Here is an 8,244-nt window from a genome sequence, read left to right on the forward strand (position 1 = left end):
GGCTTCTGAAGTAAAAACATAATAGAAAGATAGGCAACCGCTATGAATCACCAATTCATCTCATTTGTGAACTCAAATACAATTGGTCAATGATGTAGGAAATTTATCACTGATCACGATAAACGTGAGATAAATCACTCTAAATCCTATATAGTGCACGGCTAAAATTAACAACTGTAGGCTGTCTGCTTAAGGAACCCGTTAAATGTCATTTTCATCTCAAGGTTTTGCACCTGAACTTGTTAAAGCGCTTACTGAATGCGGCTATGAAAAACTTACCCCCATTCAGCGACAAGCCATTCCCGAGGCTCGTAAAGGGCATGATATTTTTGCAACGGCGCAAACTGGCACAGGAAAAACCGCAGCATTCGCACTGCCCGTTATTCAACATCTGTTAGATAGCGGCAAGCAACCTTCGCCTAAAACAGCGCGAGGCTTAATTTTGGCACCCACGCGTGAATTAGTGGCGCAAATTGCCCAGAACATTAAAGACTACGTCAAGTACACCAAACTCAGTGTCGCTGCTGTTTACGGTGGCAATAAAATGTCTTCTCAAATTCGTCAGCTTGAAATGGGTGTGGACATTTTGGTCGCGACCCCTGGCCGATTAGAAGAGCATTTAAGTGAAGGTAATGTTTCACTCGCCAACCTTGAGTTTTTGGTTTTCGACGAAGCAGATCGAATTTTAGATATGGGGTTCATCAATCCCGTGCGTAAAATCATGCTGGAAGTGGAAACCTCACCACAAATCATGATGTTCTCGGCCACTACATCCACTCAGCTTAACCAACTGGCAGGCGATATTTTACGCAAACCCAAACGCATTAATGCCGATCGTGCTAATACCACGGCCGCAACAGTGGCGCATGTGGTTTACCCTGTCGATCAAGAGCGTAAAACGGAACTGCTGTCTGAACTGATTGGCCGCAAAAATTGGCAACAAGTCTTAGTGTTTGTGAACTATAAAGAGACGGCTAATGAAGTGGTTAAAGAGCTGAAACTGGATGGCATCAAGGCCGTGCTATGTCATGGCGATAAAGCACAAAGTGCACGTCGACGCGCTCTTGAAGAATTTAAAGAAGGCAAAGTGCGTGTCATGGTTGCGACCGATGTGGCTGCACGTGGTTTAGATATCGTCGACCTGCCACACGTGGTTAACTATGACATGCCATTTCTCGCCGAAGATTATGTACACCGCATAGGTCGTACTGGTCGTGCTGGCAAACAGGGACATGCTGTCTCATTTGTCAGCCGCGAAGAAGAGTTGACTGTTGTTCAGGTTGAAAACCTTATCCAGCAACGCATCCGCCGTGTTGAACAGCCTGGTTATGAGCCTAAACAGCGTGATGCCTACATTGAAAATCTTCACACAAAAGCGGCGTACAAAGATCGCCAAGGCCGTCGTAACAACCCAAATGACGAAAAGCCGGATCAAGCCTCAGCAGAACGTCGTTTGAACATGATGAATCGACTAAAAAATCGTAAGAAGTAAGTCATAACAACGAAAGAGCTGCAGCAATGCGGCTTTTTCCATCTCTGTGCACCCTATCTATGCTTCATCATCCCAAACGGTCATCTTTATTGGTTTCAATCCGTAAGTAGCACTGTCGTCAATTGCACAGCAAAGTGAAATAGTGAAGATTGTAATTAATGTGTATGCTAGAGCTCTTGTCTCTCAACACGGATTGATTAATGAGCAGTACTTTACTTCTGGCATTTATACCAACATTCTTTTTTGTTTCGATTACTCCAGGTATGTGCATGACATTAGCACTGAGTCTTGGGATGAGTATTGGTTATCGCCGAACTTTATGGATGATGATGGGAGAGATCGTCGGTGTGGCGTTCGTTTCCATCGCAGCCGTTTTGGGGATGGCTTCGATTATGCTCAATTACCCTTGGCTCTTTACCGGATTCAAAACCATCGGTGCCATCTACCTTGGCTATATAGGCATTCAGATGTGGCGCTCAAAAGGCAAGCTTGCCCTCAGTAGCGACTCACAAGTCACTCCCCATAACAAAGACTGGGATCTTGTCGTGCAAGGTTTTGTGACCGCGATTGCTAACCCTAAAGGCTGGGCGTTTATGGTCTCCCTACTTCCGCCTTTTATTAATAGTGAAGCACCACTTGCACCTCAACTGTTACTGCTGGTGTCGATTATTATGGTCTCAGAATTTGTCTGCATGACACTTTACGCAACAGGTGGCAAAGGGTTAAAACGAGCTCTAGGGCATTCAAAAAATGTGCGTCTAATGAACCGTATTTCAGGCTCATTGATGATGGGCGTTGGATTCTGGTTATTGATGAGTTAAACAGAAAAATCTGGGGAAAATGACTTAATTACACCCATTTTTACAGACAAAATTACGCGATGTGAATAAACGTTTTCACGGTAATCATTTTAATGAGCATGCTGGTGGTTGGGTCAGTGATTTTGGGGAATGAAGTCATTGATTAAAATAGATCGCGCTGCGGATTCGTTTCTGGATCGGAATCTGCTTGGTTTTGTGCTTGTTGTTTCTGTTTTTTCCGCTTATAGCGCTGTTGGCATAACTTTATGACATACAGTTGCTGCGCAGCGTTCATTGAGAGCCAGTTAAAACGCTCTTCCATTTTACGCATACAGCCTTGGCAATAACCTTTGTCATCAACTGAACATACACCGATACAAGGGCTCAGCACTTTAAAAAATTCGAGTTGCTCCATGGTTAATCAATTATTTTTCCAATTTAACGTACGCCACATAAGAGTAACGTGTGTCACTTCCTGATTGCAAACTGTGACGCATATAAAACAATCACTTTATACTGACAAAAACGGTACTCAATTTTATATACTGTACGTGTTTTCCAAATTCTGGGGTCTAATACGATGAAGTTTAGTTCAAAAAAATGGCTAGCCGCAATTTCTCTACCTGTATTGGTGAGTGCCTGTGCAAGTAATGGTGATGTAGAAAGCATCACCGCTCAAGATTTGCAGCATCACAATTGGCAACTGGTGCAAATTGATGGCAAGGACGTGGTCAATAATGACAAACAAAAAGCACCGCGATTAGAAATCAGCGAAAAGATGATGGCTAGCGGTAACGCAGGTTGCAATAACTTTTTTGGGCAAGCCGAGCTAAAAGACAACCAATTCCGCATCGAAAAAATGGGCATGACCATGATGATGTGTATCGGTGATGTCATGGATACCGAGCAGGCGTTTTCTCAAACATTGTCAGATTGGAGCGAGATCAATCTGACCAAAGATAGCCTAACACTTAAAAATGAGGTTCACACGCTCACCTTTACTTTGCGTGATTGGGTAAATTAATTTCAGTCATTCTTCTCATGGCAGTCTGCTCCATCAGGCTGCCATTTCCGTAGACCACCTAACACATCATTCACCTATCTGCAACTTCTGCTTTTTCTCACCAATTCAGATCTTTTGTTTTTTTTCGTTCATAATGAATGAACATGGAAATATCTCCGGTCTATTCACTAAGTCACTGAATAAAGCGATCTTTAAGGATAATTATGAAAAAGCTGATCACCTTTCTCTTAACAGGTGCGTTTGCGTTTTACGCGTCGGCGCAAACTTGGCAACAAACCTCAGATGCAGCCAAAGGACAAACCGTTTACTTTCACGCGTGGGGAGGAAGCCAAGAGATTAATGAGTACATCCGCTGGGCAGGCAACGAGCTTCAAGATCGCTACGGTATCGAGTTAAAACAGGTGAAAGTGACCGATATTGCCGAGACAACAACACGGCTTATTGCAGAAAAGGCGGCCGCTAAAAATAATAATGGCAGTGTCGATCTAGTATGGATTAATGGTGAAAACTTTAAGTCCATGAAAAATAATGGTTTACTGTATGGTCCATTTACGGAGCGTTTACCTAACTGGCAATATGTTGATTCCTCACTGCCGATCGATCAAGATTTTTCAGAGCCGACTCTTGGGCTTGAAGCGCCTTGGGGTGTAGGACAACTGGTGTTTATTTACGATCAGGAAAAGCTCAATAACCCACCCCGTTCATTTTCAGAAATGTTGAGTTACGCAAAAGCGTTTCCGAATCGTGTTAGTTACCCTCGTCCTCCTGAATTTCATGGCACCAGTTTCCTTAAAGCCTTATTGATTGAGCTGACAGATAACGATGTTGCACTGTCTAAGCCTGTGGATGAACAAAATTTTGCCATAGTGACAGCGCCTCTTTGGCGCTATCTTGATGAATTTCATCCTGTGGCCTGGCGTCAAGGCAAGCAGTTTCCCAGCGGCTCTGCTCAAATGCTGCAATTGCTTGATGATAGTCAGCTTGATCTTTCCATCAACTTTAACCCCAATGCTGTTTTTTCCGCTCAAGCAAATGGAACGCTAGCGGCGTCTACCCGCTCCTACGCGTTTGAAACAGGGGCTCTTTCTAACATTCATTTTCTCGCCATTCCCTGGAATGCGAGTGCCAAAGAAGGCGCATTGGTTGCGATCAATTTCTTACTCAGTCCAGAAGCACAATCTCGTAAAGGGGATCTTTCCATTTGGGGAGATCCATCGGTATTACAAAATGAGTTCTTAAGTGGCAGCGCCAAGAAAACTCAGCTGTTTAAATCAATCGCCGAGCCACACCCAAGCTGGCAAACGGCGCTTGAAGCCGAATGGCAAAAACGCTACGGCCACTAAAGAGACTGAGATAAAGCCCGATGTTTAGAGCAAGCTATTTGCTGATTATTGTCATCTGTATTGCCCCAGTTGTTCCCGGCCTACTTGGGGTCATACTCTCCTCATTGGGCTATATTCCTCCCGTTGGCTTGCACCACTTTTCTCTAGATGGCTACATCGCCATCTTACAATGGTCTGGAGTCGGGCAATCTCTACTACTCAGCATAGGTTCTGCGTTAATCAGTACCTATCTCGCCGCGGCGATCTGCTTTGTTATATTGCAATCATTATGGCACAGCCGTCACTGGTCAAAAGTAGAGAACGCTTTGTCACCGCTGCTGGCTATGCCTCACGTCGCTTTTGCCATTGGTTTTGCTTTTTTATTCTCGCCAAGCGGCATGACGGATCGCCTTTTGTATCATCTGTTTGGAACCTCATTCATGGGAGATGGCGCTTCGCTTTTAGTGCGCAACCCTTACGCAGTCGGGTTAACCTTAGCGTTAGCACTTAAAGAAGTTCCTTTTTTACTGCTGATGAGCATCCCCATTTTGCAGCAATTAAACATTGATAAACTGCAACAAGCAGCGGCTTCGCTGGGTTATTCTCAACCCCAACTATGGCTAAAAGTGATCTTCCCACAGTGGTTAAACAAATTGCGGTTTGCCCTCTTTGCCGTGATTGCCTACGGCGTATCCGTTGTCGATTTGGCGCTCATTTTAGGTCCCAATAATCCACCAACGTTTGCAGTATTGGTATGGCAGTGGTTTAGTGACCCTAACTTAGCCTTAATTCCTCGCGCCGCCGCTGGCGCCGTTCTGTTGTTTATACTTGCCAGCGCCATGTTATTGACCGTTCTCTTCATCGAAAAGTGTTCGACGCAACACTACAAACGCTGGCAATACTCAGGCCGCTATGCACTTTCCTTGCCAGGAAAATCACTGTTTTTATTCATCATTACCTTATCTCTGCTGATGTTGCCTTTAATGGTGATTTGGAGTTTTGCACAACGTTGGCGCTTTCCAGACTTATGGCCCAGTCAGTTCAGTGCCCGTTTTTGGGACAACGAATGGTTGAATATCGCACCAACCATATATCAAAGCGTACAATTAGCGCTATTCAGCACTGTGATTGCGCTGGTGTTATCTCTACTCGCTCATGAGTATAAGCTCAAATATCAGCGCCATTTACCCAGTTATTTGATCGCCTTGCCAATGCTCATTCCTCAGCTTTCACTGTTATTTGGCATGCAGATCGCCACACTCTTTTTAGCCAGCGATCAGTATTGGCTTTGGGTTACATGGTCACATGTATTTTTCGCCTTTCCTTTTGTTTACCTTGTGTTGGATGGCCCGTGGAAAAGCTACAATCAAAACCTGACTAAAGCAGCGTTAAGTTTAGGAAAAACGCCGTGGCAAGTATTTTGGCAAATTAAAACGCCGCAACTCTTGCCAGCCATCGTTTACGCGGCAGCAATTGGAATGAGTGTGAGCTTAGCGCAATATTTGCCGACTTTGATGCTCGGCGCAGGAAGGATCGCCACTATTACTACCGAAGCCGTTGCACTCTCAAGTGGCTTTGACCGCAGAGTCACCGCTATCTATGCCATTTGGCAAGCCCTACTGCCTTTGATTTTTTTCACCTTGGCGATTGTGATCAGCCGACTACAAATTCATCGCCGTACCATCAACCCTATCGTTAAAAAAACTGCCCGCAAGGAAGCCATTACTCATGATGTTCTGCCTCGAAAACCTCGCCATCCATAAACAAAATGGTGAAGTTCTCTTATCGGATTTAAATATCACCATCTCCCCTGGTGAAATTGTTAGCTTAATGGGGCCGAGCGGCTGCGGAAAGTCAACGCTACTTAATGCAATTGCGGGTCATTTGGGGAGGGATTTTAGCTTCCAAGGCAGAGTCATACTGGACGATGTCGACATCACTTTTCGGCCTGCACATCAGCGGCAAGTCGGTATTTTATTTCAAGATGATCTGCTCTTCCCACATCTGACGGTTTGGCAAAATTTAGCTTTTGCCTTGCCCAACTCGGTAAAAGGCCATGAACGGCAGTCTCAAGCAGAAAAAGCATTACAGAAAATTTCTCTCGAACATCTTGCCAATGCTTACCCAGAACAGATATCTGGGGGGCAGCGAGCACGTATTAGCTTGGCTCGCATGCTACTGGCTCAACCTAAACTGGCACTATTGGATGAACCATTTAGCAAGTTAGATAAAGCACTGCGGATCCAATTTAGGGATTGGGTGTTCAATCAACTGGTCGCCGAAGGCATTCCGACCTTGATGGTCACGCACGATAAAGACGATGTTCCGCCTAACAGCCGAATTTTAACCTGCTCATGGGAGAGCGCACATGCTTGATCGATTTAGTGTCAAAATCATTCGTTGGCCACTAGAGAAAACAGCTCAAGGGCTTCATCGCTTAGGCATTATAGCGAACCAAACAACACTCTGGGGTTTTGCTTTAGGTTGCTGTGCACTTCCTGCACTTGCTTTCTCGCAGTACACGCTGGCATTAATTTTCATCATACTGAACCGGATAGCAGATGGTCTTGATGGTGCGTTGGCAAGAATTCAAGGGGTCAGCGATGCGGGAGGATTTCTCGATATCAGTTTAGATTTTCTGTTTTACTCGCTCATCCCGTTTGGTTTTGTGCTGGCTTCACCTGAGCACAATGCGGTAGCTGGCGCCTTTTTGATCTTTTCTTTTATCGGTACGGGAAGCAGCTTTCTTGCCTTCGCCGTGATGGCCAGCAAGCGAAACATCCACAGCCCTATCTACAAGAATAAATCACTGTATTACATGTCAGGCTTGACTGAGGGTACGGAAACGATTGCTTGTTTCGTCCTGTTTTGTCTTTTTCCTCAACATTTTGCATTGATAGCTTATCTATTCGGCTGCGCATGCTGGTTCACCACCATTACTCGCATTTATTCTGGATTTCATACACTTTCTACCACTCATTCACGTCAGGAATACAACCATGATTAACGCTATCACTTTTGGCTTCGAACTACGGCTTCAAATCCAACTAATACAATACATTGGGTAATCACATAACTCTTCAAAATTCTCATCCATTGGACCAATGGTATGGTAAACTGCACCATTATTAACACAGCTGCATATCAGTGTTTAAGGCTGCATTTATGACTTTGACCAGACCCGTTAAAATAGCCATCTTACTCTTTCTGATCCCGACTCTTATTTTTTCGTTAGCCATCCCTATATTAATCAATCCTTTAACACGCTATGTGCTGGAAAGTAAACTCGATACCGTCAATCTTTACTTGGCCAATAGAGCCAGCAACTTAAATGCTCTGATTTTAGAGCAAGTCGCTCAAATAAATTATGAATGCCAAGCAAGTGATATGTCATTAATTCGTGATTCCAAGTACTACAATCGATTTATCAGAATGATCGCAGTTGTCAACAAAGATGGGCGTAGCTGCTCGACTGTGGGTTTCCCATTACAACTTTCTGATGAGTTGAAAGCCTATGACCTCTCTTCAGGATTTTACATATCCACCACTCCCGCACTTTTTGATACAGAAAAAGAACTGCTTATTTATTATCAAAAAGAGGGTAAT

At 44.4% G+C, this 8,244-nt stretch carries 8 protein-coding genes and 1 pseudogene; 8 read left to right on the plus strand and 1 reads right to left on the minus strand.

The window, feature by feature from the left end:
- Window positions 1–205 precede the first annotated feature (205 nt).
- Together VOR_RS0103710 and VOR_RS0103715 are read left to right on the plus strand one after the other, a co-directional pair.
- Entirely contained in the window at window positions 206–1,492 is a 1,287-nt protein-coding gene (locus VOR_RS0103710; RefSeq protein ID WP_010318388.1) for a DEAD/DEAH box helicase, read from the plus strand.
- Between the two features lie 200 nt (window positions 1,493–1,692).
- The gene (locus VOR_RS0103715) at window positions 1,693–2,313 is read left to right on the plus strand and encodes a LysE family translocator (protein WP_010318389.1); all 621 of its coding nucleotides are present in this window, start codon (window positions 1,693–1,695) and stop codon (window positions 2,311–2,313) included.
- 142 nt (window positions 2,314–2,455) lie between these two features.
- Here the strand turns inward: VOR_RS0103715 and VOR_RS0103720 are convergent, their stop codons facing one another.
- Window positions 2,456–2,707, minus strand: a complete 252-nt coding sequence (locus VOR_RS0103720) for a DUF1289 domain-containing protein (RefSeq protein WP_010318390.1) — start codon at window positions 2,705–2,707, stop codon at window positions 2,456–2,458.
- Between the two features lie 165 nt (window positions 2,708–2,872).
- Here VOR_RS0103720 and VOR_RS0103725 point away from each other — a divergent pair, with 165 nt between their 5' ends.
- The 6 genes and pseudogenes from VOR_RS0103725 to VOR_RS0103750 all read left to right on the plus strand — a co-directional run.
- Window positions 2,873–3,316 (plus strand): META domain-containing protein, encoded by a 444-nt coding sequence (locus VOR_RS0103725; protein WP_010318391.1) that lies wholly within the window; start codon window positions 2,873–2,875, stop codon window positions 3,314–3,316.
- Window positions 3,317–3,519: 203 nt separating this feature from the next.
- Entirely contained in the window at window positions 3,520–4,659 is a 1,140-nt protein-coding gene (locus tag VOR_RS0103730; RefSeq protein WP_010318392.1) for an ABC transporter substrate-binding protein, read from the plus strand.
- 20 nt (window positions 4,660–4,679) lie between these two features.
- Complete coding sequence (locus tag VOR_RS0103735; protein ID WP_010318393.1) at window positions 4,680–6,401, plus strand: ABC transporter permease; 1,722 nt, start codon at window positions 4,680–4,682, stop codon at window positions 6,399–6,401.
- Window positions 6,367–7,014, plus strand: coding sequence for an ATP-binding cassette domain-containing protein (locus tag VOR_RS0103740; protein ID WP_010318394.1), 648 nt, complete (start codon window positions 6,367–6,369; stop codon window positions 7,012–7,014). Before VOR_RS0103735 ends, VOR_RS0103740 begins: the two co-directional genes overlap by 35 nt.
- Window positions 7,007–7,645, plus strand: coding sequence for a CDP-alcohol phosphatidyltransferase family protein (locus VOR_RS0103745; protein WP_010318395.1), 639 nt, complete (start codon window positions 7,007–7,009; stop codon window positions 7,643–7,645). Before VOR_RS0103740 ends, VOR_RS0103745 begins: the two co-directional genes overlap by 8 nt.
- 158 nt (window positions 7,646–7,803) lie before the next feature.
- Window positions 7,804–8,244, plus strand: a pseudogene (locus VOR_RS0103750) (EAL domain-containing protein); the annotation flags it as partial.

Source organism: Vibrio ordalii ATCC 33509 (genome assembly GCA_000257205.1).
Classification (GTDB): domain Bacteria; phylum Pseudomonadota; class Gammaproteobacteria; order Enterobacterales; family Vibrionaceae; genus Vibrio; species Vibrio ordalii.

What these genes read in the sequence shown, in the direction of transcription:
- VOR_RS0103740 (WP_010318394.1), top strand. Translation starts at nt 6,367, where the DNA reads ATGATGTTCTGCCTCGAAAACCTCGCCATCCATAAACAAAATGGTGAA.
- VOR_RS0103710 (WP_010318388.1), top strand. Translation starts at nt 206, where the DNA reads ATGTCATTTTCATCTCAAGGTTTTGCACCTGAACTTGTTAAAGCGCTT.
- VOR_RS0103745 (WP_010318395.1), top strand. Translation starts at nt 7,007, where the DNA reads ATGCTTGATCGATTTAGTGTCAAAATCATTCGTTGGCCACTAGAGAAA.
- VOR_RS0103735 (WP_010318393.1), top strand. Translation starts at nt 4,680, where the DNA reads ATGTTTAGAGCAAGCTATTTGCTGATTATTGTCATCTGTATTGCCCCA.
- VOR_RS0103720 (WP_010318390.1), bottom strand. Translation starts at nt 2,707, where the DNA reads ATGGAGCAACTCGAATTTTTTAAAGTGCTGAGCCCTTGTATCGGTGTA.
- VOR_RS0103715 (WP_010318389.1), top strand. Translation starts at nt 1,693, where the DNA reads ATGAGCAGTACTTTACTTCTGGCATTTATACCAACATTCTTTTTTGTT.
- VOR_RS0103730 (WP_010318392.1), top strand. Translation starts at nt 3,520, where the DNA reads ATGAAAAAGCTGATCACCTTTCTCTTAACAGGTGCGTTTGCGTTTTAC.
- VOR_RS0103725 (WP_010318391.1), top strand. Translation starts at nt 2,873, where the DNA reads ATGAAGTTTAGTTCAAAAAAATGGCTAGCCGCAATTTCTCTACCTGTA.